The sequence below is a fragment of the Micromonospora sp. NPDC048947 genome (assembly GCF_040649495.1).
Classification (GTDB): domain Bacteria; phylum Actinomycetota; class Actinomycetes; order Mycobacteriales; family Micromonosporaceae; genus Micromonospora; species Micromonospora alfalfae.
On the sequence record NZ_JBEZFO010000023.1, the window covers coordinates 68,774 to 92,765 of the forward strand.

24 protein-coding genes are annotated in these 23,992 nt (G+C 70.6%); 12 read left to right on the forward strand and 12 right to left on the reverse strand.

Annotated elements, in window-relative coordinates; all coding sequences use genetic code 11:
- Positions 1-25 precede the first annotated feature (25 nt).
- Positions 26-1,267 (forward strand): uroporphyrinogen-III C-methyltransferase, encoded by a 1,242-nt coding sequence (gene cobA, locus AB0B98_RS27885; protein ID WP_357366475.1) that lies wholly within the window; start codon positions 26-28, stop codon positions 1,265-1,267.
- 160 nt (positions 1,268-1,427) lie between these two features.
- On the opposite strand, the gene otsB is transcribed toward cobA, so the two are convergent.
- From otsB to AB0B98_RS27905, 4 genes are all read right to left on the reverse strand, one after another.
- Positions 1,428-3,992, reverse strand: coding sequence for a trehalose-phosphatase (otsB, locus tag AB0B98_RS27890; RefSeq protein ID WP_238669082.1), 2,565 nt, complete (start codon positions 3,990-3,992; stop codon positions 1,428-1,430).
- 41 nt (positions 3,993-4,033) lie between these two features.
- The gene (locus AB0B98_RS27895) at positions 4,034-5,434 is read right to left on the reverse strand and encodes a trehalose-6-phosphate synthase (protein ID WP_030333449.1); all 1,401 of its coding nucleotides are present in this window, start codon (positions 5,432-5,434) and stop codon (positions 4,034-4,036) included.
- A gap of 142 nt (positions 5,435-5,576) precedes the next feature.
- Positions 5,577-5,969, reverse strand: a complete 393-nt coding sequence (locus tag AB0B98_RS27900) for a hypothetical protein (RefSeq protein WP_357366477.1) — start codon at positions 5,967-5,969, stop codon at positions 5,577-5,579.
- On the reverse strand, positions 5,966-6,271 hold the full coding sequence (locus tag AB0B98_RS27905) for a hypothetical protein (RefSeq protein WP_282257038.1): 306 nt from the start codon (positions 6,269-6,271) through the stop codon (positions 5,966-5,968). The genes AB0B98_RS27900 and AB0B98_RS27905 overlap by 4 nt, the downstream gene beginning before the upstream one ends.
- 209 nt (positions 6,272-6,480) lie before the next feature.
- On the opposite strand from AB0B98_RS27905, the gene ettA reads away from it, so the two are divergent.
- The 4 genes from ettA to AB0B98_RS27925 all read left to right on the forward strand — a co-directional run bounded on the left by ettA (position 6,481) and on the right by AB0B98_RS27925 (position 10,066).
- A complete protein-coding gene (gene ettA, locus AB0B98_RS27910) occupies positions 6,481-8,157 on the forward strand; it encodes an energy-dependent translational throttle protein EttA (RefSeq protein ID WP_179783536.1) in 1,677 nt (558 codons plus the stop codon).
- A gap of 12 nt (positions 8,158-8,169) precedes the next feature.
- The gene (locus AB0B98_RS27915) at positions 8,170-8,616 is read left to right on the forward strand and encodes a thioesterase family protein (protein WP_357366480.1); all 447 of its coding nucleotides are present in this window, start codon (positions 8,170-8,172) and stop codon (positions 8,614-8,616) included.
- Positions 8,613-9,350 (forward strand): hypothetical protein, encoded by a 738-nt coding sequence (locus tag AB0B98_RS27920; RefSeq protein ID WP_357366481.1) that lies wholly within the window; start codon positions 8,613-8,615, stop codon positions 9,348-9,350. The genes AB0B98_RS27915 and AB0B98_RS27920 overlap by 4 nt, the downstream gene beginning before the upstream one ends.
- 131 nt (positions 9,351-9,481) lie before the next feature.
- Positions 9,482-10,066: a YbjN domain-containing protein gene (locus AB0B98_RS27925; protein ID WP_238669065.1), complete on the forward strand. Its 585-nt coding sequence runs from the start codon at positions 9,482-9,484 to the stop codon at positions 10,064-10,066.
- A gap of 21 nt (positions 10,067-10,087) precedes the next feature.
- Here AB0B98_RS27925 and AB0B98_RS27930 read toward each other — a convergent pair whose 3' ends face one another.
- The 4 genes from AB0B98_RS27930 to AB0B98_RS27945 form a co-directional block, all read right to left on the reverse strand.
- The gene (locus tag AB0B98_RS27930; protein WP_357282046.1) at positions 10,088-10,477 is read right to left on the reverse strand and encodes a globin; all 390 of its coding nucleotides are present in this window, start codon (positions 10,475-10,477) and stop codon (positions 10,088-10,090) included.
- A gap of 162 nt (positions 10,478-10,639) precedes the next feature.
- Positions 10,640-12,025, reverse strand: coding sequence for an MFS transporter (locus tag AB0B98_RS27935; protein WP_238669063.1), 1,386 nt, complete (start codon positions 12,023-12,025; stop codon positions 10,640-10,642).
- Between the two features lie 233 nt (positions 12,026-12,258).
- The gene (locus AB0B98_RS27940) at positions 12,259-13,269 is read right to left on the reverse strand and encodes a mechanosensitive ion channel family protein (RefSeq protein WP_238669081.1); all 1,011 of its coding nucleotides are present in this window, start codon (positions 13,267-13,269) and stop codon (positions 12,259-12,261) included.
- Positions 13,270-13,394: 125 nt separating this feature from the next.
- A complete protein-coding gene (locus AB0B98_RS27945; protein ID WP_357366483.1) occupies positions 13,395-14,117 on the reverse strand; it encodes a hypothetical protein in 723 nt (240 codons plus the stop codon).
- 370 nt (positions 14,118-14,487) lie between these two features.
- Here AB0B98_RS27945 and AB0B98_RS27950 point away from each other — a divergent pair, with 370 nt between their 5' ends.
- Positions 14,488-15,024, forward strand: a complete 537-nt coding sequence (locus tag AB0B98_RS27950) for an HNH endonuclease (protein ID WP_238685452.1) — start codon at positions 14,488-14,490, stop codon at positions 15,022-15,024.
- Positions 15,025-15,039: 15 nt separating this feature from the next.
- Here the strand turns inward: AB0B98_RS27950 and AB0B98_RS27955 are convergent, their stop codons facing one another.
- Positions 15,040-16,635, reverse strand: a complete 1,596-nt coding sequence (locus AB0B98_RS27955) for a DUF6194 family protein (RefSeq protein WP_357366484.1) — start codon at positions 16,633-16,635, stop codon at positions 15,040-15,042.
- A 54-nt stretch (positions 16,636-16,689) separates the two neighbouring features.
- Between AB0B98_RS27955 and AB0B98_RS27960 the strand changes: the two genes are divergently transcribed.
- From AB0B98_RS27960 to AB0B98_RS27970, 3 genes are all read left to right on the forward strand, one after another.
- Positions 16,690-17,463: a MerR family transcriptional regulator gene (locus AB0B98_RS27960; RefSeq protein WP_357366486.1), complete on the forward strand. Its 774-nt coding sequence runs from the start codon at positions 16,690-16,692 to the stop codon at positions 17,461-17,463.
- Between the two features lie 76 nt (positions 17,464-17,539).
- On the forward strand, positions 17,540-17,818 hold the full coding sequence (locus AB0B98_RS27965) for a type II toxin-antitoxin system prevent-host-death family antitoxin (protein WP_238669058.1): 279 nt from the start codon (positions 17,540-17,542) through the stop codon (positions 17,816-17,818).
- Positions 17,815-18,225, forward strand: coding sequence for a type II toxin-antitoxin system VapC family toxin (locus AB0B98_RS27970; RefSeq protein ID WP_357366488.1), 411 nt, complete (start codon positions 17,815-17,817; stop codon positions 18,223-18,225). The genes AB0B98_RS27965 and AB0B98_RS27970 overlap by 4 nt, the downstream gene beginning before the upstream one ends.
- Before the next feature lie 23 nt (positions 18,226-18,248).
- On the opposite strand, the gene AB0B98_RS27975 is transcribed toward AB0B98_RS27970, so the two are convergent.
- The 3 genes from AB0B98_RS27975 to AB0B98_RS27985 all read right to left on the reverse strand — a co-directional run bounded on the left by AB0B98_RS27975 (position 18,249) and on the right by AB0B98_RS27985 (position 20,297).
- Positions 18,249-19,085 (reverse strand): class F sortase, encoded by an 837-nt coding sequence (locus AB0B98_RS27975; RefSeq protein ID WP_357366490.1) that lies wholly within the window; start codon positions 19,083-19,085, stop codon positions 18,249-18,251.
- Between the two features lie 12 nt (positions 19,086-19,097).
- Positions 19,098-19,622, reverse strand: a complete 525-nt coding sequence (locus tag AB0B98_RS27980) for a hypothetical protein (RefSeq protein ID WP_238669055.1) — start codon at positions 19,620-19,622, stop codon at positions 19,098-19,100.
- Positions 19,623-19,832: 210 nt separating this feature from the next.
- Positions 19,833-20,297 carry an Lrp/AsnC family transcriptional regulator gene (locus AB0B98_RS27985; RefSeq protein ID WP_238669054.1) on the reverse strand — a complete coding sequence of 155 codons (465 nt, stop codon included), beginning with the start codon at positions 20,295-20,297 and terminating at the stop codon, positions 19,833-19,835.
- Positions 20,298-20,445: 148 nt separating this feature from the next.
- Here AB0B98_RS27985 and AB0B98_RS27990 point away from each other — a divergent pair, with 148 nt between their 5' ends.
- Genes AB0B98_RS27990 through AB0B98_RS28000 form a run of 3 tightly spaced genes read left to right on the forward strand, consistent with a single transcriptional unit; the run spans position 20,446 to position 23,974 of the window.
- The gene (locus AB0B98_RS27990; RefSeq protein WP_238669080.1) at positions 20,446-21,348 is read left to right on the forward strand and encodes a tryptophan 2,3-dioxygenase family protein; all 903 of its coding nucleotides are present in this window, start codon (positions 20,446-20,448) and stop codon (positions 21,346-21,348) included.
- A 14-nt stretch (positions 21,349-21,362) separates the two neighbouring features.
- Positions 21,363-22,640 (forward strand): kynureninase, encoded by a 1,278-nt coding sequence (kynU, locus tag AB0B98_RS27995; RefSeq protein ID WP_357366492.1) that lies wholly within the window; start codon positions 21,363-21,365, stop codon positions 22,638-22,640.
- Positions 22,637-23,974, forward strand: a complete 1,338-nt coding sequence (locus AB0B98_RS28000; RefSeq protein WP_357366493.1) for an NAD(P)/FAD-dependent oxidoreductase — start codon at positions 22,637-22,639, stop codon at positions 23,972-23,974. The genes kynU and AB0B98_RS28000 overlap by 4 nt, the downstream gene beginning before the upstream one ends.
- Positions 23,975-23,992 lie beyond the last annotated feature (18 nt).

A 23,992-nucleotide genomic window follows, 5' to 3' on the forward strand; every position in this document is an offset into this window, starting at 1 on the left:
GAGCCGTGCGCCCCGGTGGTGCGGCGTGAGCTCCAACCCGTACCCCCTTGGTTTGCGGCTGCACGGGCGGCGGGTGGTCGTGGTGGGTGGCGGCGCGGTCGCCACCCGGCGCGTACCCGCGCTGCTGGACGCCGGTGCGGATGTCCTGCTGGTGGCCCCGGAGCTGACTCCGGCGTTGCGCGCCCGGGCCGACGCGGGTCGGCTGCACTGGGTGCCGCGCCGGTTCGTGCCCGAGGACCTGGACGGCGCCTGGCTGGTCCAGGTCGCTGTCGACGACCCGATGGCGGCGGCCTCGGTCAGCGCCGTCGCCGCCGAGCGGCGGATCTTCTGTGTCCGGGCCGACGACCGGACGGCCGCCACCGCCTGGACCCCGGCCGTGACCCGGCACGGCCCGGTCACCGTGGCGGTGCTCGGCGGCGGCGACCCGCGCCGGGCGATGACGGTCCGCGACGCCATCCGCGACCTCCTCGCCGTGCGCGTGGCACCGGACGGGATCGCTGGCCGGCCCGACGCTTCCACCGGGACGACCGGCGGACGGCAGACCGGGCGGGTGGCGCTGGTCGGGGCGGGGCCGGGGGACCCGGAACTGATCACGGTGAAGGGCTGGCGGCTGCTCACCGAGGCCGACGTGGTGGTCGCCGACCGGCTGGTACCCGGGCTGCTCCTCGACGAGCTGCGCCCGGACGTCGAGCTGGTGGACGCCTCGAAGATTCCCTACGGCCCGTCCCGGGCTCAGGAGGAGATCAACCAGATCCTTGTCGACCGGGCCCTCGCCGGCGCCTTCGTGGTGCGGCTCAAGGGCGGTGACCCGTACGTCTTCGGGCGCGGCGGTGAGGAGTTGCTGGCCTGCGCCGCCGCCGGTGTGCCGGTGACGGTGGTGCCCGGCGTGACCAGCTCGATCGCCGCGCCGGCCGCGGCCGGCATCCCGGTCACCCATCGGGGGGTGGCGCACGAGTTCACTGTGGTCTCCGGGCACCTGGCACCCGACGCTGCAGCTTCGCTGGTGCGCTGGGACGCCCTCGCCGGTCTGCACGGCACCCTGGTGATCCTGATGGGGTTGAAGAACCTAGCCGCCATCACTGCCACCCTGATCGCCCACGGTCGGTCGCCGCAGACACCGGCCGCCGTCGTCCAGGAAGCCACGACGGGCACTCAGCGGGTGCTGCGCTCCACGCTGGGCGAGGTGGCCGCCGACGCGCTCACGGCCGACCTGCGCCCGCCCGCCGTCGTGGTGGTGGGCGACGTGGTGGGCGCGCTCGACGGCTGAGGCGACGGAGCGCGGCGGTGAACTCCGGCGACGCGCCGGTCAGAACATTGGCGGTGTGGCCCGAGGAAGCGGGTCGGTGTCCCCGAAACCGCGTCGAGGTGCCGGCACAGACGACGGGCCGGAGCAGCGCTGCTCCGGCCCGTCGTGGTCTGTCGGTCGACTACTGCTTGAGCATGTTGTCCAGCAGCAGGGCACAGCGGATCAGCCCGAGGTGGCTGTACGCCTGCGGGTGGTTGCCGAGGCCGCGCTCCGCGAGCGGGTCGTACTGCTCGGGGAGCAGCCCGGTTGGGCCGGCGGTCAGCACCATCTGCGCGAACAGTTCCTCGGCGTCGGTGCGGCGGCCGGTGCGCAGGTACGCCTCGATCAGCCACGCCGTGCAGATGTGGAAACCGCCCTCGCGGCCGGGCAGGCCGTCGTCCCAGTGGTAGCGGTAGACGACCGGGCCGCTGCGCAGGTCCGCCTCGATCCGCAGGACGGTGGACAGGAAGCGCGGGTCGTCGCCCGGGAGCAGGCCGGAGAGGCCGATCCAGAGCGACGAGGCGTCCATGTCCTCGTCCCCGTACGCGACGCTGTACGCCTCGACGTCGGAGTGCCAGCCGTGCTCCAGCACGTTGGCGCCGATCCGGTCGCGCAGGTCCTTCCACTCGGGCCGGTCCTCGCCGCCGTGCTCGCGCATCACGTGCAGCGCGCGGTCGACCGTCATCCAGCACATCACCTTGGAGAAGACGTGGTGCCGAGGTGGCAGCCGGGCCTCCCAGATGCCGTGGTCGGGCTCGTGCCAGCGGCGGCGGACCGCCTCGACCATGTTCTCCAGGACCCGCCACTCGTCGTCGCGCACCGAACCGCGAGCGTCGGCGACGGCCGCGATCAGGTCGGCGATCGGGCCGAAGACGTCCAGCTGCAACTGGTGGTTGGCGAGGTTGCCGACCCGGACCGGCCGGGAGCCGGCGTACCCGGGCAGCGTGTCGATGACCGCCTCGGCGCCCAGCTCGTAGCCGTCGATGGTGTAGAGCGGGTGCAGTCGCTCCGGGTGCCCGCCGGTGCGCTCGATACAGCCGTCCACCCAGCGCAGCAGCGCCTCGGCCTCCTCGACGGAACCCAGGTCGACAAGTGCGCGGGCGGTCAGCGCCGCGTCGCGCAGCCAGCAGTAGCGGTAGTCCCAGTTGCGGACGCCGCCCAGCTCCTCGGGGAGCGAGGTGGTCGCTGCGGCCAGGATCGAGCCGGTGGCTTCGTGGCAGAGCCCGCGCAGGGTGAGGGCGCTGCGCGCGACCAGGTCACGGGCGGTGGACGGCAGCCGCAGCGAGGCGACCCAGTCCTTCCACGGCTGCTCGGCGGCGGCCTGCCGCTCGTGGATCGGCACCCGGTGGTGCTCCAGGCTGTGCGTGCCGAAGCGCAGCTCCAGCACGACCTGCCCACCGGCGGCGGAGAGGTCGACGATCGCCTTGGCGGTCTCGTACCCTCCGTCGTTGCCGACCTCCCACTGCACACCGGGGGCGTAGAGCGCCACCGGTTCGTTGGAGCCCAGCACCAGCAGACCGTCGCCGAGCGGCTGCAACTGGACGGCCACCTGGCCGAACTCGGGCCTCGGCGCGAACTCCACCTTGGCCTTGCCGCTGCCGGTGAGCACCCGGACCAGTGTCGAGTCGCCGGTGATGACCGCCGGGCTGTCGTCCGGGGTGGTCTCCCGGGCGGGCTTGTCCAGCCAGTCGGTGACGGTGAGCCCGGACCAGCGGGTCTCCACTGTCATCGTGCCGGAGCGGTAGCGCTGGCCCAGCGGGATGCCGCCACGTTCCGGTGCGACGCTGAAGTGGCCGGCCGGGCTGCCACCGACCAGGTCGGCGAAGATCGCCGCCGAGTCCGGCTTGGGGTGGCAGAGCCAGCTCACCTTGGCCTCGGGGGTGAGCAGCGCAACGGTACGACCGTTGGCCAGCATGGAGTGCCGTTCGATCGGCACCGCCCGCTCACCGAACAGCCAGTGCCGCCGGGTCTCCAGCAGCAGCGCCAGTGCGCGGGCGGCCTCCAGCGGGTCGGCCACCCGGTAGCTGGCCTGGGTGTCGCCGGGGCCGATCTTGATGCCGAGGTCGGGGCCGTGCAGGTGAGCGAACCCGTTCTCGTCGGTGATGTCGTCGCCGATGAACAGCACCGCGCTGGAGGCGAGCTGGGTCCGCAACTGGTCGAGCGCGGTGCCCTTGTGGGTGGCCACCACGGAGAGTTCGATGACCTCCTTGCCCTGGGTCACCGTGACGCCGTCGAAGGTGGCCGGACCGTTGCGGACCGCCTCGATGGCGGCGGCGGCGATCTGCGGGTCGACCCCACGGGTGTGCATCGCGACGCTCGCCGGTTTGCGTTCCAGCCTGATGCCCGGGTGCTGGGCGGCGATCTCACGCAGCGCGTTGCGGACCTGGGTCCGTACGGCGACCAGCTCGGGGGAGAGTCGCTCGACGAAGCCGATGTCGAACTCGGAGCCGTGGCTGCCGACGAGGTGCACCTCGCTGGGCAGCCGCGAGAGCGCGGCCAGGTCGCGCAGCGCCCGACCGGAAACCACAGCCACTGTGGTCTGCGGCAGCGCGGCGAGCGCGCGGACCGCTGCCACCGACTCGGGTAGCGGGACGGCAGTGCTCGGGTCCTCCACGATCGGCGCCAGGGTGCCGTCATAGTCGCAGGCGACCAGGAGCTGGGGGACCCGGGCGATCCGGCCGATGGCGGAACGCAACTCAGGGTCCATGACCCCGGTGGCGTTTGCCGCCCCATCATTGACGGACGTGTTCACTCGGCCTCCGCCTCGGGAACTCCGAGCTCCGAGAGGAAAGACTTGGCCCAGTGGCCCACGTCGTGGGTACGCAGGTGACGTTGCATTGTCCGCATCCGGCGGCGTGCCTCGGTTTTCTCCACGTGCACTGCCCGGAGGAGGGCGTCCTTGACCGCGTCCGGGTCGTGCGGGTTACACAAAAATGCCTGGCGAAGCTCGGTGGCGGCACCGGCGAACTCACTGAGTACGAGCGCGCCACCCTGGTCGGCACGTGATGCTACGTATTCCTTCGCCACGAGGTTCATTCCGTCTCGCAGCGGGGTCACCATCATCACGTCGGCAGCAACGTACATCGCCGCCAGCTCACTGCGACTGTACGACTGATGGAGGTAATGGACCGCCGGCACGCCGACCCTGCCGAACTCGCCGTTGATCCGACCGACCTCGCGCTCCACCTTCACCCGTAGTGCCTGGTAGTGCTCCACGCGCTCGCGGCTGGGTGTGGCGACCTGAACCATGACCGCGTCGGGAACTGTCAACTTTCCGTCAGCCAGCAGCTCCCGGAAGGCCTTGAGCCGCAACTCGATGCCCTTTGTGTAGTCCAGCCGGTCCACGCCCAGGATTATCGTCTTCGGGTCGCCCAACTCGGCGCGAATCTGCTTGGCCCGGGCCTGGATCGCCGGATCGGCGGCCATCCGTTCCATCTCCTGGGTGTCGATCGAGATGGGGAAGGCGCCCGCCTTCACCTGCCGACCGTCGACCTGGATCATCTGCCCCTCGTAGCGCAGCCCGAGCAGGTGCCGGGCCAGCCGGACGAAGTTCTGCGCGGCCAGCCGCTGCTGGAAACCGACAAGGTCGGCGCCGAGCAGGCCGCGCAGGATCTCGGTACGGAACGGCATCTGCATGAACAGCTCGATCGGCGGGAACGGGATGTGCAGGAAGAACCCGATCCGCAGGTCCGGACGAAGCTCGCGGAGCATCGCCGGCACCAACTGGAGCTGGTAGTCCTGCACCCAGACCGTCGCGCCCTCGGCCGCCACGTCGGCTGCGGCCTCCGCGAACCGGGCGTTGACCAGGCGGTACGCCTCCCGCCACCGGCGCTTGTAGGCCGGCGTCTCCACCGCGTCGTGGTAGAGCGGCCAGATCGTGGCGTTGGACTGGCCCTCGTAGTAGCGCTCCAACTCCTCGGCGCTGAGCGGGACCGGGTGCAGCCGGATCCCCTCCAGGTCGAACGGCTCGGGGGCCGCGCCGGTGCCACCGGCCCAGCCGACCCAGGTGCCCTTGTGTTCGGCGAGTACGGGATGCAGCGCGGTGACCAGCCCGCCAGGGCTGCGTCGCCACTGCCGACCCTCGGGTGTGCTCACCTCGTCGACCGGCAGACGGTTCGCCACTACGACAAAGGAGCTACGGACGGTCACGATCGGCTACCTCCGGGTACTGACGGGTCCACCGCGATGAGCGTACTGAGCGTAGCTGCGGCGTCTTGTGCCCCGTGCCGGAGTCTCCTACCCGCCTCGGCGCGACCGAATCCTAAAGGTGATCTTGTCGACAGCTCGCCGGTCAGAGGTCGATGATCGGCCATTCCTTCGGCAGTACCTCGCCGAGCAGCTCCCGCCGATCCGTCATGATCGGTACGAGGGGGTGGGCGGCGGCCTCCATCGCCAGCTGGGCTAGGTCCATCCGACCCTCCATGCGGCGTGACCAGCCCCCAAGGTAGCCGCACATGTTCGCCTCGACGGAGGTGACCTGCACGTGCGGCAGTGCGACGAGCAGTTCGAGCATCTCCCACTGAGCGGGTGCGACGCGCTCTTGTGCGTGCGCGAGACACAAGGCGGGCACGAGCACCTCTTGGCTGTAGTCGGCGGTCTCGGCGATCTTCTTGCCGACATTCTTGGTGCCGGAGGCGAAGGACAGCAGGGCAGCAGTGTCCAGCGCCAGACCGAAGGGGATCACCCGAGCACCCTGGCGCGTGTGACGCGCCCCCCGGCGCGTGCCGCCAGCACCTCGGCCTGCAGCCGGGCGGCCTGCTCACGCAGCTCCGGGGTGATCCGGGCCCTGAGTTGCTCCATCTCCGCGTGGGCCTCGGCGATGTCCTCATCGGTGATCACGAAGCCCGCGCTGGCGAGCATCTCCCGTGTCTTCTCGCCCGCCATCTGGCGCCGCACCGCCCGCGCCACGAATGCGGAGACGTTCGGCTCCAGCGACAGGCGGTCGGCGACGTCGTCCGGCAGGCTGACAGCGATTTTCTTGGTCATACGAAAACGCTAGCGAGTTATACCGGCCTCGGCAAAGCGGCTCGCCGACGTACTCCTGGGGCGGGGTGATGTGGGCGAAGCGCGCCGTACCTGTCAGGATTGACGATGGCGTGCGCGCGGCCGGCTCCCGGCCGGCGGCGGCGGGCGGTTCTCGCAGCCCGCGCCGCGCCGCCGATCAGCGACAGCAACCGACGGAGGTAGCCCGCACCGTGGCCCAGTACATCTACGTTCTGGAAAAGGCGCGCAAAGCGCACGGCGACAAGGTCGTGCTCGACAACGTCACGTTGAGCTTCCTGCCGGGAGCCAAGATCGGTGTGCTCGGTCCGAACGGCGCCGGTAAGTCCAGCCTGCTCAAGATCATGGCAGGGCTGGACAAGCCGAGCAACGGCGAGGCCCGACTCATGCCCGGCTACACCGTCGGCATGCTCGCCCAGGAGCCCCCGCTCAACGAGGCCAAGACCGTGCTCGGCAACGTCGAGGAGGCGGTCGCCGAGACCAAGGCCAAGCTGGAGCGGTTCAACAAGATCGCCGAGCAGATGGCCACCGACTACTCCGACGAGCTGATGGAGGAGATGGGCAAGCTCCAGGAGGAGCTCGACCACCTCGACGCCTGGGACGTCGACTCCAAGCTCGAACTGGCCATGGACGCGCTGCGCTGCCCGCCTCCGGACGCCGACGTGACCCAGCTCTCCGGCGGTGAGCGTCGCCGGGTCGCGCTCTGCAAGCTGCTGCTGGAGGCGCCCGACCTGCTGCTGCTCGACGAGCCGACCAACCACCTGGACGCGGAGAGCGTCTCCTGGCTGGAGCAGCACCTGGCGAAGTACGCCGGCACCGTCATGGCGATCACCCACGACCGGTACTTCCTCGACAACGTGGCCGGCTGGATCCTGGAGCTCGACCGCGGCCGGGCCATCGGCTACGAGGGCAACTACTCCACCTACCTGGAGAAGAAGGCCGCTCGGCTGGCCGTCGAGGGTCGCCGCGACGCCAAGATGAAGAAGCGCCTCACCGAGGAACTGGAGTGGGTCCGCTCCAACGCCAAGGCCCGGCAGACCAAGTCCAAGGCCCGCCTGGACCGGTACGACGAGATGGCCAACGAGGCGGAGAAGACCCGCAAGCTCGACTTCGAGGAGATCCAGATCCCGCCGGGCCCGCGCCTGGGCAGCACTGTGATCGAGGCGGTCAACCTCAGCAAAGGCTTCGGCGACCGGCTGTTGATCGACAACCTGTCGTTCTCGCTGCCGCGCAACGGCATCGTCGGCATCATCGGCCCCAACGGCGTCGGCAAGACCACCCTGTTCAAGACCATCGTCGGGCTGGAGGAGCCGACCGGCGGCCAGGTCCGGGTCGGCCCCACCGTCTCGCTGTCGTACGTCGACCAGAACCGCGAAGGCCTCAACGGCGACAAGACCGTCTGGGAGGTCGTCTCCGACGGGCTGGACTACCTGATGGTGGGCAAGGTCGAGATGCCGTCGCGGGCGTACATCGCCGCGTTCGGCTTCAAGGGACCGGACCAGCAGAAGCCGACGAAGGTGCTCTCCGGCGGTGAGCGCAACCGGCTCAACCTGGCGTTGACCCTGAAGATCGGCGGCAACGTCATCCTGCTCGACGAGCCGACGAACGACCTGGACGTGGAGACGCTGTCCAGCCTGGAGAACGCGCTGCTGGAGTTCCCCGGCTGCGCCGTTGTCATCTCGCACGACCGGATGTTCCTGGACCGGGTCGCCACGCACATCCTGGCCTGGGAGGGCGACGACCAGGACCCGTCCCGGTGGTTCTGGTTCGAGGGCAACTTCGAGGCGTACGAGAAGAACAAGATCGACCGCCTCGGCGCGGAGGCTGCCCGGCCGCACCGGGTGACCTACCGCAAGCTGACCCGCGACTGACCGGCCGAGAAGGTGTCTGACCGCTTCGTCTACCACTGCACCCTGCGCTGGTCCGACCTGGACGCGTACGGCCACGTCAACAACTCGCGCTTCCTCACCCTGTACGAGGAGGCGCGGGTGGCGTTGATGTTCGCCGGTGGCCGGGCCTGGGGCGTCGGCTCGTTCGCCGACGGGGTGGTGATCCGCCGGCACGAGGTCGACTACCTGCGCCCGGTCGACTACGCGCTCGGGCGCGCCACCGCGGAGGCGGCACCCACAGTGCGGATCGAGCTGTGGGTGGAGGAGATCCGGGCCTCCCGGTTCACCGTCGCCTACGAGTTGTACGACGGTGAGGTGCTGGCCAGCCGGGCCCGCTCGGTGCTGGTGCCGTTCGACCTGACCCGCCAGGTGCCCCGGCGGATCACCACCGAGGAACGGGACTTCCTGCTCACGTACGCGCCGCAGGGCGGTGTGGGGTGACCCGGCCGGGCACCGCCGAGCCGGGCCGGACGGCGGCGTCCACCCACGGTGTCGCCGGGGTGGCGGACGCGGGCGCCTTCCTGGCCCGGCTGGTCCGGTTGGATCCGGTCGCGCTGGTTCGGCTGCGGCCGGCCGGCGCACCGGGCCGGGTCGCCCTGTGGGCCCGGCTGCCGTGGCAGGTCCTGGTGGTCCGCACTGTTGCCGGTGGGCCGACCGACGGCGTCGCTGAGGACGTCACGGTGGCCGCCGCGGAGCTGCTCGGCGAGCTGGAGCGGGGCGGCGCGAGCCTGCCGACCCGCCGGGACGCCCAGTGGCGGTGGCCGCTGCCGCCGACGGGGAGCCGCCAGGTGGAGGCGCTGCCCGTCGCCGAGTTGCGGCGGATCGCCGACGCGGCGGCGGGCACCCTGCGGACGGCGAGCGAGCAGGGTGTGGCCGGCCGTGCCGTGGGCCAGCGGGTCTTGCGCGACGCGCTGCTCGACCACGTGGCGGTGCTGATCACCCCGGACGGGACGCCCGCCGCGCCGGTCGAGGTGCCGCAGCGGCTCGTGCAGGGGGTGGTCCGGATGGGCTTCCTCGGTGCCCCCCACGGCTCGCCGGCTGACGAGGGCGGAAACGCCGTTCAGGTGCGGGTGGCCGGTCGTTGGGTCGGCCTGGTGGGACCGCACGGAGCGGCGTGGTTGCAGAAGGCCACGGATCTTGCCGTGACACCCCTGAGCGCTCGTCCGAACGGATGACCCCGGTTCATTCTTCTGGTCAGGGGCGGTCGTTGGGGGGGTGCTTCAACCCGGCTGTCCGGGTACCGTCCATCCTCGGATCCAACGCACCGTAGGCGACTGGATCCGCTGGGGAGTGAGGTGCGCGAGCGATGCCGTGGTGGTCATGGCGCCCCGGTCCCGCCGACGGCGGCGATCCGGAAACCCGAAGCGGGGTCACAGTCGATAGCGCGGTCCGGATCGGGCCGCCCAGCCCTCGTCAGCCGGGGGACGACTGCCCGTCCAACGAGCGGCCCGTGCTGACCGAGATGCCCGCCACCGTCGAGCCGGTGAGTCTGCGCCGGGTCTGTGACGCGCTCGATCTGCTCGACGTGCGTTACCTGGCCGACGGCGACGGCAACCTGCTGGCGATGTGGGAGCGGCACGCGGTGCTGGTCACCCTCGAAGGGCCGGAGGACGAGATCCTGGTCATGCGGGCACGCCCGCACGCCACGGTCCCGCCGGACTGGGCCGACCGGGCGTACCGGGTGGTCAACGAGTGGAACCACACCCGCCGGTTCTGCAAGGCGTACATCGGTGACCCGACCGAGCGCGGTCAGCTACCGATCTACGCCGAGCTTCAGGTGCCCCTGGGCGCCGGCACCCACGACGCGCTCCTGGTCGAGATGCTCGACTGCGGCGCGGCGGTAGCCACCAGCTTCGTGGACTGGCTGCACGACGAGGGCGCGCTGCTCTGACGCCGCTCCGGGTGGGCTGGGTCAGCCGCCGTTGGCCGGGTCGTCCTCGACGTTGACCATGAAGTACGCGGCCCGCTCCAGGTAGTCCCAGAGGGTGCCTGCGATCTCCGGCTCAAGGTCGAGCCGGTCCACGGCGCGGCGCATGTTCCGCAGCCAGGCGTCCCGTTCGGCCGCGCCGATCCGGAACGGCGCGTGGCGCATCCGCAGCCGTGGATGCCCGCGCTGAGCGGAGTACGTGTTCGGCCCGCCCCAGTACTGCATCAGGAACAGGGTCATCCGGTCCGCGGCCGGGCCCAGGTCCTCCTCCGGGTACATGGGTCGCAGCAGGGGGTCGTTCGCGATGCCGGCGTAGAACTCGTCGACCAGCTTGCGGAAGGTGGGTTCGCCCCCGACCGCTTCGAAGAGGGTCATCGACGCACCGGGACGGTCGGATTCACCTGCGGAAGTCACAGTTCCATCCTGCCAGGTGCGTCAGGTGCCGACCCGACCCGCACGACGTGCGTCGGATCACGCCGCGTCGACGACCCCGAATATCGGTCACCCGGCCCGTACGGCTGGCGGTCGGTTCGACGCTCAGGTGACAGCGTGCCGGCGGTGGCCGTCACCGGCACGCGGATCGGACGCGCCCGCCACCGGGCGGTCGCCGGCCGGGTCGCCGAGCCCGGAAGGCGGCGGGTCGGCGTTGGCCAACGCGGCGGCAGTGATCGCGTCGTCCACCGTCTGCCGATCCGGCCAACGCAGCGTGGCCACCGCCATCAGCACCACCCCGGCTGCGCTCCAGACCCCCACCACGATCGGAATGGGGAACCGTTCGGCGAGCAGCCCGGTGACCAGCACCGAGAGGCCCTGGATGACCTGTATGCCAGTGGCCATCACCCCGAAGGCGCGAGCGCGGAAGCCGTTGGGCAGCGCCTGGACGAACAATCCGTTGGCCATCGGCATCATGCCGGCGACCGCGAACCCGCAGAGCGCGGCGAGCAGCGCGACCACCAGCGGCGGGGGGTCGAGTAGCACCGGCACGAGCACCAGCGGGGCGAGCACCGCGAGCGGCCGCATCAGCTTCAGTCGGCGAGCCGGCCCGAACAGCCGACTCACCAGCAACCCACCGAGGATGAAGCCGATCGGATTGGCCACCATGATCGCCGCTTGTGCGGTGCCCGCGCTCACCGCGCCACGGCCCTCCTCGTTGGCCCAGGCTGCGGCCAGGCCCTCGGGAACGATCGAGAAGAGCATCGAACTGAACACCAGCACCGCGATGGCCCGCAGCACCGGTGTGCGGAACACGATGCCGAACCCCTGCCGAGTCTCCTGCAGCAGGTGGCTGCGGTGCTCCGGGTGCATCACCGGCGGGCGGTGGCGCACACCGAGGCGAACCAGCAGAGCCGAGAGACCGAACGTGACCGCGTTGAACAGCAGCGCCGCCTCCGGGTCGACAGCGGCGACAGCGGCGCCGAAGACGTACCCCACGACCTGGGCGGCCTGCCCGACGCTGCTGTTCAGCGACAGCCCCAGCACCAGTCGGTCCCCGGTGAGCAGCTGCGGGATCAGCGCGGACTTCGCCGCCTGGCTTGGCGGGTTCGCGAGCGTGGCGGCGAAGATGAGCACCAGCACCGCCTGGTACGGCAGGCCCGGAATGGCGATGAGCAGCATCAGCGCCATCCGGATGAGATCGCACGCCACCATCACCCGTCGGAACGGGTACCGCTCCGCGAGTGCGGCGAGCACGGGACCGCCGAGCAGCCAGGGCAGGAAGCTGACCGCGAAGGCAGCCGCGGACAGCGCGACGGACCGGGTCTGCTGATAGACGAGCAGGGTGACGGCGGCCTTCGCGACATAGTCGCCGATCCAGGAGAGAGCGCCAGCCACGAACACAGCACGAAACTCGTGCTGGGCGAAGACTTCGCGGAATGTGGCGGGGCCTTCCGCAGAAGGTCGCTCGTCAGGCACCGTCGCCTCCATCGGCCCCGGCTCAGCCGCTCGTGGCAGCCCGGCCGGAAGCGCTCGTCAGATCTACGGATCAGCGAGGATGTGATCACGCTTTGGTGGGAACGCGTGCTCCGGATTCTGCCCGATCGTCTGACAACTAGCTAGGTCGAACGGGCCGTTCGTCGCCTCCCCGACTGAACGAACGGACGATACCCGAGGGGCCGGCCGGCCCGCGACCCCTGAATTGCCGGACAATGTCGACGGTGTCAGGTGGCGCCGCCCTGACCGGTCTCGCCCTCGGACAACGGCCGGGTCGACAGACCGGGATAGATGCGGGCCGCAGCGATCTGCGCGGTGATCCCCGAATTTTCCAGCGCCTCGGCGAGACGCCGACGCAGTTCCCGGCCCACCGCGAACTGCCCGTCCGCTGTCGTCTTCACCACCGTGCGGATGACCGCGCCGTCCACCGTCACCTGCTCGACACCCAGCACCTCGGGCGCCTCCACGATCTCCGGTGACAGCTCCGGGTCCATTGCGACCGAGGCGGCCGCTGTCCGTAGTACCGCCGTGGCCTCCTCGGTGCTGTTGAAACCGATGGGCAGGTCCACCACCACGAGGGCCCAACCCTGGCTCTTGTTACCCACCCGGATGATCTCGCCGTTGCGGATGTACCAGAGCACGCCGCGGCCGTCGCGCACAGTGGTGACCCGCAGGCCGACCGACTCGACCACGCCCATCGCCTCACCCAGGTCGACGTTGTCACCTACGCCGTACTGGTCCTCGATCAGCATGAACAGGCCGGCGATCAGGTCCTTCACCAGGCTCTGCGCGCCGAAGCCCAGCGCGACGCCGGCGATCCCCGCGCTGGCCAGCAGCGGAGCCAGGTCGAAGCTGAACTCCCGCAGGATCATCAGCAGCGCGATGCCGAAGACGAACGCGGTGGTCAGGCTGCGCAGCACCGACCCGATCGCCTCGGCCCGCTGCCTCCGTCGCTCGGGCACGAACTCGGCCGGGTCGACAGCGGCGGTGGGTACCCGCTCGCGCAGCGGCCGCAGCATCGTCGGCACCGCACCGTCGGTGGTCGTTCGAACCAACCGGTCGATCGTCCGGTGCAGCGCCCAGCGGGCCACCATCGCGAGTGCCAGGATCAGCAGCACCCGAAGCGGTTTGAGCAGGATCCAGTAGCTTCCCTCGGCGAACCAGGCCGACCCGGTGATCCGGTAGATCCACTCGCAGGAGGTGCTGCCCTGGCAGCTCACCGAGACGGCGTCGGACAGGGCTAGGGGCGTCACGCTGGGGGCACTCACCCTGTCTTCGTACCGCAAGGGGCCCGAGCGCCCGCCGCCGACCCACCGGCCGGGTGAGACCTACCGCCGAGGGCAGGATGTCCGCCGACTGTTGCTCACCCTCTCCCGGGCAACGCGGCGCGCAGCCGTTCGTACTCGGCCTGACTACCGATCGCCGCCCGGTGTTCGGGGTGCGCGACGTAGTGCCCGATGACCGCGGCGAGGAACCCCGCGTCGACGATGTCCGTCCGCAACGCCCCCCGGCTCCGCGGAATGCCGCGTCGCCGAACCAGCCGGGGTTCTGTGATCCTCATCGGGAGCCACTGGCGGCGGTCAGCAGCCGGGGGGATCTGCGGGGCCAGGAGGGCCTCCCACGGCACGGTGAGCGAGCCCAGCGGCCAGGTCTGCCGTACCCCGGACGGATGCAGCCGCACCCCGTGACCCCGCCACGCCCACGTCACCAGCAGCGCGGCCAGGACGATCCAGAGAACATCGAGAACCACGTCGAACGTCGACAGGGTGCCCTGTCTGGACGAGCGCAGCATCGCGTCGACGCGGGTGGACGCGGGCCCGAGGTAACCCAGGGCGAAGAGCACCGTCCAGGCGGGCCCGGGTGTGGCGAAGGCCGGGATCTGCGGCCACACCACGAAGTAGGCCGGACGGACCCCCATGATGACGATCGCCAGGATCAGCGCCGCCAGGGAGATGAGGATCAACAAGCGCTGCCCCACGACGGAGGCGGCCCCCGGGGCTACGGCGTTCACGCCGACCAGGAGAAGCCCAAGTGCCAGGACGACGTGCCGGTGGCGCACGATCGCGTCGGCAAGCTTGTCGATCATGCCGCTGACCATAGGGGTGGATGGCTGCTGGACCTGTCGGCCGATCGGTCGAGGCTGAGCGCTGGAGCGTCGTACCGAGGTGGCTGGTGAGACCGGTGGCGATCAGGCGGCCGGCGCAGGCCCGGCACCGGTGGGACCGGCGGCGGGGGTGTCACACGTCAGCGTCCGCCCAGGCTGGAGCAGTTGCCCGTCCCGGCGTGGGTGATCCGCTTACCAGAAGAGAGATTAGTACGTGCAATCCGGGGTCCGATCAGGGACTATTGGCGCAACGGACGTCGGTGATCGGCCCGGCGTCGACCGTGTGGGCCCTTGTGCCCGGCCCCGGTCGGCGGCGGTCCCCAGCAGCCGCTGAACCGGGAGGGTGAGCGCGATGCCTGACATACGACCCACTGTGGGCTCCGGCGCGTTGGTCCTCAACGCCACCTACGAGCCGCTGTGTGTCGTGTCGGTGCGTCGCGCCGCGATTCTCGTCCTCTCCGCCAAGGCGGTCTGCGTCGCCGACGGTGACGGCATCCTGCACAGCGCCCGGGACGCGCTCCCGGTGCCATCGGTGGTCCGGCTGACGCGCTTTGTCCGGGTGCCGTACCGAACGCATGTCGGGCTGTCCCGCCGGGCGATCTTCGCGCGGGACGGGTGGCGGTGCGCCTACTGCCGAGGCCCGGCCGAGACCATCGACCACGTCTTTCCGCGCAGCCGGGGTGGCCGGCACGCCTGGGAGAACGTGGTCGCTGCGTGTGCCAGGTGCAACCACACGAAGGGCGACAAGACCCCTGCCGAGATGGGGTGGCGGTTACACGCCTTGCCGACCGCTCCGAAGGGCACCGCCTGGCGGGTGCTGGGCCACCGGGCCCCCGACCCCCGCTGGGCCGACTGGCTGGACCTGCGGGAGCCCGAGGCAGCCGCCTGACCCCGCACTGCTTCGTCAGGTTCCGGATTGGGGGCGGATCGCCCGGCGCGCTGCGCGTTCGTGGCGGTCGACCGCTCGGCGGTACGCGATAGCGAGTAGCCGGTCGATCTCGGGGAGCAGTTGCGGACCGGGCATGACGATGCTGGCGAAGCCGTACTGTGCGTAGCCCGGGTGCGGTACGAGGGTGTCCAGTCGGGCGAAGTCGAACTCGTGCCGGTGCTCATCGAATGCCTTGGGCGGGAAGCCGAACAGCCGCTCGAACTCGGCCCGGCCCACGTCCAGGTTGAGGCGGAAGACGCCGGGGCGGTCAAGCTGTGCGGCCTCGTCGAAGCCGGGCACGTCATGCTCGACGATCGTGGCGAACGGCTGGCGGCGGTCCGGGCCGACGAAGAAGAACCGGTCGCCCCAGGCCGGCTCGGGTGATCCGTTCTCCTCGCTCGCCACCAACTGCTCGACGCCGGGCAGCGCGACGATCCGATCGGCGAGCACTGCCGGGTCGACACCGGTCGGCACGTGCAGGACCACGTCGGCGTGCTCGATGGCGGCCTGGTCCAGCGGGAAGTAGCGGTAGTCGTGCGTCCGCTGCTCGGCCGCTGCGATGTCGGATGTCGGCAGGTACCGGGGAAAATTGGTCTCCTGCTGAAGTTGGCCCTCGTAGGTCGAGGCGGCGGGTGGTCCGATGCCGAGTGCCGGGCTCGCGCCGAGGCTGCCGGCGATCACCGCGTACCGGTCGCCCAGCAGCGACGCGACGATCGCGCCGGCGCCGGCCCAGGACACCTGGGTGTCGGCGAGCGTCATCGTGGTCGGGTGTCGCTGCAGGTGCGTGTTGTGCGCGAAGACAAGCGTGGGCCCGCGGTGTGCCTCGGCCGATCGGATCGCGAGCAGGTTCTCGGCCATCAGCGCGTCCCGGACCGCGGCCAGGCGGGCGAAGCGTTCCTCCTGGGCCAGTGGTGCGGCGGCTGCGGCGTGGTAACGCAGCAACGCGACAGCGGCCGTGGCGTGCACGAACGCCGCCGGCCAGCCCGCTGACCTCCACGGCGCCCGCAGGTACAGCTCGGTCAGCAGGTCGTCGGCGAGCACCCGCAGTCGCTGGGCGTCGGTCGAGCGCCCGACCGATCGGCCCGGTTCCCAGATCGCGGCCGGGTCGCTCCACCGCGCGTCGTCCCCGATCAGGTCGTCGATCTCGGCAGCCCGGTCCAGGTCCAGGAACTGGCAGACCTGGGAGAGGAGGCGGCGCGGGCTCGGGGCGCTCTCCAACTCCACCGGGGCGTCGAAGCCGTGGAACGTCAGGCGCTCGGCGACCGGCCGTCCGGCGTTCCACCCCCGCATCCGCAGCAGGAGGTCGCGGTTGGCCGGGGCCGCACCGAATCCGTGGCTGAACCCTTCGGCGAGCGCCCGGTCGAGCGTCACGGCGGCGACGCCCTGCACGAAGTCGTCGGCGATCAGCCCGGCCGCCCGGTCGCTCTCCACGGCGATCGAGCGGTAACCGTGCTCCGCCAGTGACAGAAAGGCCTCGTTGCGGAGCTGGAGGAAGGCGGACTCACCGTGCGTCGGTTCGCCGAGCGCGAGCAGGTCCGGGGATACCGCCAGCAGGTCGAGAAATTGTGGCATTCCATGAACCGTATCGTTGAACCAGCGGTTGAAACTCACGAGCCTTGGAGCGCGGTGACAGCCACAAAACCTTCAAACACGGGGGTACGCCGACCGGTCGACCTCGCGCGCACCCACGGTCTCTCCGCGCAGGCAGTACGCAACTACGAACGAGACGGCGTCCTGCCGCCGGCCCAGCGCACCCCGAACGGCTACCGTCGCTTCACCGAGCCGCACGCCAAGGCGTTGCGTGCCTACCTCGCGTTGATCACGGGCCACGGCTACGCGGCCAGTGGCGAGATCATGCGGGCCGTCAACCGGGGTGAGATCGACACGGCGTTGCGCGTCATCGACGAGGGCCATGCCCTGCTCCAGCGCGATCGGGAAACCCTGGACGCGGTCGAGACGGCGGTGGCGACGCTCACCGGAACGAGACCGCAGCCGCAGAGCCAGAAAGCCGTGCCGATCAGCGTGCTGGCCCACCGGCTCGGTCTCCAGCCGGCCACGCTGCGCAAATGGGAGCGGGCCGGGGTGCTGCGACCGGTACGTGATCCGATGACCCACTACCGGCTCTACCGTCCCGACGACGTCCGGGACGCCGAACTGGCGCACCTGTTGCGCCGCGGTGGGTACCGGCTCGACCACATCGCCGGTGTGCTGCGTCGAGTGCGCGAGGCTGGCGGTGCCGAACCGCTCGCCGCGTCGCTGCGCCAGTGGCGGCAACGGCTCACCGAGCGAGGCCGAGCCATGCTCACCGGGGCCGCCCGGCTCGCCGAGTACGTCGACGCCGGTCAGCCGCCTGAACGCGCCTTGACCAGCGAGGCGAAGACCACCACGTTGTCCGCGTAGCCGGTCTCGCCGCCGTCTTTTCGATACATGCCGAGCTGGATCGCACTGTAGAACATTTAGTTCTACACTCTGTCTCATGGAGCGTATCGGGGTCCGGGAGCTGAACCAGAACACGAGTCAGGTCCTGGCTCGGGTGAGTGGTGGCGAGACCGTCGAGATCACCGATCGTGGGCGTCCCATCGCCCGACTGGTTCCGGTCAGTGACGACAGGTCGATGCTGGCCAAGCTCGTAGTGGCAGGGCGGGCCGTTCCGCCAACCGGGAGCGGTCCGGTCCCGCTTCCGCCAACACTCGGTGCCGAGGACGTGGACGTGGCTGCCGCGCTCGCCGAGATGCGGGACGAGGAGCGCTGGTGATCTACCTCGACTCCGCCGCCGTCGTGAAGTTGGTTCGGCAGGAGGCGTGCAGCGCTGACCTTGTTTCCTGGATCAACGCTCAGGGCGACGTTCCGCTGGTCTCCTCAGCTCTCGTCGAGGTTGAGGTGCCCAGAGCGTTGCGCCGACCAGCCCCGCAAGCGTTGATCGGAGTGCCGGCAGCTGTCGGGCGCCTCTTCCGGCTGGAGATCGACGGCACTATCCGCGCGACCGCCGCCGCGTTCGCCGAGCCGACGCTACGCAGCCTCGACGCCATCCACCTTGCCACTGCCCAGGTCCTGACAAACGAGTCCGGGGTGGCACTTGTCGCCTTCGTCAGCTACGACCGGCGACTGCTCGACTGTGCCAAGGCCGTCGGGTTGCCTGTGGCCAGTCCTGGCCAGAACTGACTCGCAGTCCCGATCTGACTGCCTCAACCACCACGCGCCTTGACCAGCGAGGCGAAGACCACCACGTTGTCCGCGTAGCCGGTCTCGCCGCCTACCCACTGGCCGCCGCAGGTGATCAGTCGGAGGCTCGGGCGGCTGAAGTCGCCGTACACCTCGTCCACCGGCAGCCCGCCCTTGTCGAACTTCTCCACCGAGTTGACCTCGAAGACCGCCACGCGCTGATCGGTGCGGGTGACCTCGATCTCGTCACCGGAGCGCAGCTCGCGGAGTTTGTGGAAGACCGCCGGCCCGCTGGTGGTGTCGACGTGCCCGACGATCACGGCTGGGCCGTACTGGCCCGGGGTGGGCCCCTGGTCGTACCAGCCGGCCTCCTGGGCGCGGGCCGCGTCCGGCACGGCGATCGTGCCGTCCGGGGCGATGCCCACGTCGTGTACGGGCGCCCGCACGTCGATCTTCTCGATGGTGAGGCTGGTGGGATGGCTGGCCGGCAGTACCGGGAACTTCTTCGGAGGCGGTCGCAGGCCGGCGCTGAGCCGGTCCGGCAGCAGGCTCATTCCGGTCACCTGCTCGACGCCGAGCATCGCCACGATCAGCACCATCAGCGCGGCGATGGCTAGCACCGGGAAACCAGGGCTCGTACCGAACCGGTGTCGGGCCGACGACGGCCCGGCCGGACGCCGCGGCGGCAGCGGGCCGGCGGCCGGATCGGTGGTGGTGACGCTGGCCGACACGGCCTGCCCGGCGACCCGGCGCAGCCGCCCGGAGACGCGGGCCACCAGCCGGCCGGACGCGCGTAGCGCCGGCCCGGCCCGGAGGCGTGCGCGGCGGTCCCGCCGCGCACGCGCGGATCTGCGGGTCATTGGTGATCCGGCTCAGGAGCCGGCTCCCGGTCGACGTCGGCCGCCGGCCATCCCGAGCACTATCGCGGTGGCCACCAACGCCACGCCACCGAGCACCAGCAGCGAGCCGGTGCCACGCCCGCCGGCCATCCCACCGCCGCCGGTCGCCGGGCCCTTGCTGGGTGAGGCCATGTTCAACACTGTCAACGTGGTCGAGGCCGTCTGGCCGTTCTCGCATTGCAGGTCGACCGGGTAGTCACCGGCCGCCTTGTCCCTCGGAATTGTTACCTGCCCGGTCAGGAAGCCCTTGTCGGGTTTGAGCATCACGTGCCCGAACGCGTCGGAGTGCACGTTGGACTGCCGGTTGTTGTTGTCGTTGTCGCAGCTCGCCTTGATGTTGACCCGGCTGCCGGCCTGGGCGCTGTTCGGTGTCACCTCGACGAAGACGTTCTCGCCGGCTCGCGCCGGCGCGACCGACAACAGGACGAACGCCCCGACCAGCCCCACCAGTGTCAGTGCGGACGAGAGCGCGCGGTTGATCGTGCGGATTGCCTGCATGATTTCCCCCCAACCGGCGACGACCGCCGGAACCCTCCCCTGGGCACGCGCGCTGCTTTCCCGCTGGCCCGGAGGCAAACCCGCCCCACCCCTCGCCCCTCGCCCCAACCACCCTCGCGATCTTGCACTTTCTGCGCCGACAAATCGTCTCTTAGACGACATTTCGCCAACAGAAACTGCAAGATCGCGGGGGCGTGGGCGGGGTGGGGGTTAGCGGGGGCGGGGGATTGGTCCGGTGGTGGGCAGGGGGGTGACGGGATGCCAGTTCAGTGGGGAGGAGAGGACCATCGTGCTCGACGGTTGGCCGTACGGGGCCAGGCGGTCGATGACTCCCTCGAACGCGCCGATCGAGCCGGCCGCCACCTTCAGCACGCTGCATGCGTCCCCGGTGATCCGGTGGATCTCCAGGATCTCCGGCCAGTCGGCCACCGCCGGGTCGTGCAGGATGCACCGCGCGCCGTAGCAGGACATTCGGATCAGCGCGACAACGGTACGGCCGGCGCGGGCCAGGTCGACGTGGGCGTGGTAGCCGGTGATGATTCCGGCCTCCTCCAGCCGGCGGACCCGCTCCGCGACGGACGGTGGCGACAGGTGCACCCGGCGGGACAACTCGCTGAAGGAGAGCCGCGCGTCGGCCTGCAACTCGCGCAGCAGCGCCCAGTCCATGTCGTCCACGCTCAGACCTTACTTTCGTGAACCGACTTCGCCTAGTTGCCTTTGGTTTGCCAGGAGAAGGCGGCGAGAGCCGTTGATTCGGCATTCCGCAGGCCGATCCGACCGCGAGATCATGACGTCGGCTAGTCCGGGGGAGGGAGACGAGATGGTGGATCAGACGGAGCGGCGGGCGCCGAACCGCCGTGCCACGGTGCAGCCGGTGACCCCCGGACAGCGCGTCGCGCAGGCGGAGCGCACCGGCGGTGAGCCGACCCTGGAGTTCGCCGACATGGTGCCGTACGACGCGTACGTGCAGGCCAGCGCCCTGCACAAGATGCAGCACCCGCTCAGCAGCGACCCGGGCGAGATGTCCTTCCTGATGGTCAGCCAGATCATGGAGCTGTACTTCGGGTTGACCTGCCACGAGCTGCGGGAGACCCAGCGGCTGATCCGCGCCGATCAGATCTGGGAGGCGTTGGCCCCGCTGGGCCGAGCCAAGCTGCACCTGGAGGGGCTCAACGCCGCCTGGCAGGGCCTGCGCTGGATGAGCCCGGCCGACTTCAACCGGTTCCGCAACCTGCTCGGTGAAGCCTCCGGCTTCCAGTCGGCGATGTACCGGCAGTTGGAGTTCCTGCTCGGCCTGCGTGACCCGACGTTGATCCGTCCGTTCCGCCGGCAGGCCGAGGTGCATGCCGAGCTGAGCGCCGCGCTGTCCACCCCGAGCCTCTGGGACGACGTGCTCGCGCTGCTCGCCCGGCGCGGCTTCGACCTCCCCGCCGACCTGCTCGACCGGGACGTGGCCGTCGAACACGACCCGCATCCGTTGGTCGAGGCGGCCTGGGTACGGATCTACGACGACGCCAGCCCGGACAATCACCTGCGGCTGCTCGGCGAGGCGCTGAGCGCTGTCGCCGAGGAGTTCGGCGACTGGCGCTGGAACCACGTCAAGGCGGTGCAGCGGACGATGGGCGCCAAGGTCGGCAGCGGAGGCTCCGCGGGCCTGGCGTGGTTGCAGCGCAGCATGGCCCGGGTGGTCTTCCCGGAGCTGTGGTCGGCCCGCACCGCGATGTGACCGGAGAGCGAGACATGCAAACCCCAGAACAAGAAGCGCACCGCCGTGACGAGGCCGACCCCGGTCACCGGCACCTGTTCCACGTTCCGCCGGCCGACGGCGGCGACCACAGCGAGTCGGCGTACCTGGCCGGCAACTCGCTCGGCCTGCAACCTCGGGCCACCCGCGACGAACTCCTGGCCGACCTGGACGCGTGGGGGCGGCTCGGCGTGGAGGGTCACCTGGAGGCGGAGCGCCCCTGGCTGCCGTACCACGAGTTGTTGACCGGGCCGGCGGCGCGACTGGTCGGCGCCCGGCCCGCGGAGGCCGTGGTGATGAACTCGCTCACCGTCAACCTGCACCTGCTGATGGTGAGTTTCTACCGACCGGCCGGCGCGCGCACCCGCATCGTCATCGAGGACGCCGCGTTCCCCTCGGACAGTTACGCCGTGCGCAGCCAGGCCCGGTTCCACGGCCTGGACCCGGACGACGCAGTGGTCCGGTTGCGTCCGCGCGCGGGTGAGGACGCCCTGCGTACCGAGGACGTGACCGACTACCTGGCCGCTGAGGGGGACCGGGTGGCGTTGCTGCTGCTCGGCGGGGTCAACTACCTCACCGGTGAGCTGCTGGACATCCCGGCGATCACGGCTGCCGGCCGGGCCGCCGGCGCGGTGGTCGGTTGGGACCTGGCCCACGCGGTGGGCAACGTGCCGCTGGCCCTGCACGACTGGGACGTCGATTTCGCCGCGTGGTGCTCCTACAAGTACCTGAACTCCGGCCCTGGTGCCCTCGCTGGCGTCTTCGTGCACGAGCGGCACCTCGGCGACGAGAACCTGCCCCGGTTCGAGGGGTGGTGGAGCACCGCGGCGGCGACCCGGTTCGAGATGACGCCGGTGTCCCGGCCACCGGCCACTGTGGAGGCCTGGCAGATCTCCAACCCGCCGATCTTCGCGATGGGCCCGGTGCGTACCTCGCTGGAGCTGTTCGACGCGGTGGGGATGACGGCGCTGCGCGCGCGCAGTCAGCGCCTCACCGGCTGGCTGGAGTCACTGCTCGACGAGGTGACAGTCGGCCGGCCGCTGCGGGTGGTCACCCCGCGCGACCCGGCCCGCCGAGGCTGCCAACTCTCCGTGCGCATCGGTTCGGGCAGCGCCGCCGAGCTGACCAAACGCCTACGGTACGAACACGGGGTCATCGCCGACGCCCGCGAACCCGACGTCGTGCGGTTCGCTCCGGTGCCGCTCTACTCCACGTACCTCGACTGTTGGCGTGCGGCTGCCGCGCTCGCCGCGACGGTGGGGGCGACCTCATGACCGCGCGGCGCGACGAGATCGCGATCATCGGTGCCGGGCTGGCCGGCTGTCTGGCCGCCTGCTTCCTGGCCCGGCGTGGCTACCCGGTGGCCCTCTACGAGCGCCGCTCCGACCCGCGCGTCGGCACCGCCGAACGCGGTCGCTCGATCAACCTGGCGCTCTCCGAGCGCGGCCTGGACGCGTTGCGCCGCATCGGGCTGGCCGAGCAGGTGATGACCGACGCGCTGCCGATGCGCGGCCGGATGATCCACCCGGTCGAGGGCGAGCAGCAGTTCCAGTCGTACAGCGCGGCCGGCGACCGGGCGATCAACTCGATCAGCCGGGGTGCGCTGAACAACGCCCTGCTGGACGAGGCCGCAGCGCTGCCGGGCGTGCGGGTCGTCTTCGACCACCGGCTGGTCGGGCTCGACCCGACCGACGGCGCCCTGAGCTTCGAGACCCCGCAGGGCCCGGTCGCGGCGAAGGCGTCGGTAGTGCTCGGTGCCGACGGCGCGGGCTCCGCGGTGCGCGGGCAACTGCTGGCGTACGGGCTGCTGGACGAGAGCGTGGACTTCCTCGACTACGGCTACAAGGAGCTGACGATTCCACCGCTGGGCGGGGACTTCGCGCTGGACCCGGACGCGCTGCACATCTGGCCGCGCGGCACTTCGATGATGATCGCCCTGCCGAACCCGGACCGTTCCTTCACCTGCACGCTGTTCTGGCCCAACGACGGTGCGGGCAGCTTCGCCTCGCTGACCAGCCCGGCGGAGATCGAACGGCACTTCACCGAGCACTACCCGGACGTGGTCCCGCTGGCCCCGAACCTTGTCGACGACTACCAGCACAACCCGGTGGGCGTGCTCGGCACTGTGCGCTGCACCCCGTGGCAGGTCAACGGGAAGGTCGGCCTGCTCGGCGACGCGGCGCACGCGATAGTGCCGTTCTACGGCCAGGGCGCCAACTGCGCCTTCGAGGACGTGGTCGAGCTGGACCGCTGCCTGGACGAGAGCGCCGACGACTGGTTGGCGGCGCTGCCGCTGTTCCAGCGGCGTCGACAGGAGAACGCGGAGGCCATCGCGACGATGGCGCTGACGAACTTCGTGGAGATGCGGGACAAGGTCGCCTCCCCGGTCTTCCAGACCCGGCGGCGGGTGGAGCACGCACTGGAACGGGCACTGCCCGGCCGGTACGTTTCCCAGTACGAGCTGGTGTCGTTCTCCACCACCCCGTACGCGGAGGTGCGCCGCCGGGTGCGCCGACAGCACCGCGTGCTCGGGGCTGTCGTCGGCGGGGCCGTGCTGCTGCTGGTCGGCGCGGTCGGTGCGGCACTGAGCCGAGGGGGGCGGGCATGACCGGCAACTGGGATCCGC